The organism is Ensifer sp. NM-2, from assembly GCF_003024455.1.
Lineage (GTDB): Bacteria > Pseudomonadota > Alphaproteobacteria > Rhizobiales > Rhizobiaceae > Ensifer > Ensifer canadensis.
This window is the reverse complement of sequence record NZ_PVZR01000077.1, coordinates 1-802: the sequence shown is the minus strand read 5'-3', so window position 1 is coordinate 802 and position 802 is coordinate 1. Positions and strand designations below refer to the sequence as shown.

The 802-nt window shown below is 58.7% G+C and carries 2 protein-coding genes; both read left to right on the top strand.

From position 1 onward, the window contains the following. On the top strand, positions 1 to 392 hold a 392-nt coding region (locus C6558_RS38825; RefSeq protein WP_256372003.1), incomplete at its 5' end, for a tripartite tricarboxylate transporter substrate binding protein. Between the two features lie 64 nt (positions 393 to 456). Then, positions 457 to 802, top strand: a 346-nt coding sequence (locus C6558_RS38820; RefSeq protein WP_107028849.1) for a tripartite tricarboxylate transporter TctB family protein, incomplete at its 3' end; no start/stop codon positions are given.

Genomic DNA, 802 nt, shown 5'->3' with positions numbered 1-802 from the left:
TTAGCGGTGTCGCGACGATGGCGTTCGATACGCTCCCCTCAGTTAGCGCACTCGTGCGCGAAGGACGCCTGAAATTACTCGCCGTGGGCGGAACCGAACGGTCGCCGGAGTTTCCCGACATACCGACTGTGGCTGAGTCGGGCTATGCCGACTACAATGCAGGCTCGTGGAGCGCGATGTTGGCGCCGGCCGGCACCCCGCAGGAAATCATCGATATGCTGAATGCGGAAGTCCTGAAGATTCTGAATAAGCCCGAAGTCGCAGAACGCCTCACGAAGCTCGGCGCAGTGGTGGTTGCAAGCTCTCCCGAAGAGGCGAGAGTTGCCATCGAGAGAGAAGGCAAGGTCTTCGGAGAGCTGATTGGTCGCCTTGGCATCAAGGTCGGCCAGTAAGGTTCCAGCACCAAGAGGGCCGCAAGTTTGCGGCCCATTTCCCATGCAGCCAGGAGACGCTTCGATGACCGTCCTTGCAAGCGGCACTATCACCATCAAGAAAGATGTTGTGGCAGGCGGCTTCATTGCCGCTTTCGCAATCGGATTTGGCGTAATCGCCTGGAACTATTCATTTGGCAACGCCTCACAGATGGGGCCCGGCTTTTTCCCGCTTATCCTATCGGCCATACTCGGCTGTCTCGGCCTGGCCGTCGCCATCAAGGGAATAATCGGTCCGGGTGGACAGATGACGTTCGTCGCCCCGGTCAGATTGCTTTGCGTTCTGGCCAGCCCCCTTCTCTTTGGCCTGCTCGTGAGACCTGCCGGTTTTCTAATCGCAGTGACCGTGACGGCCTTTGTTGGCACTCTGG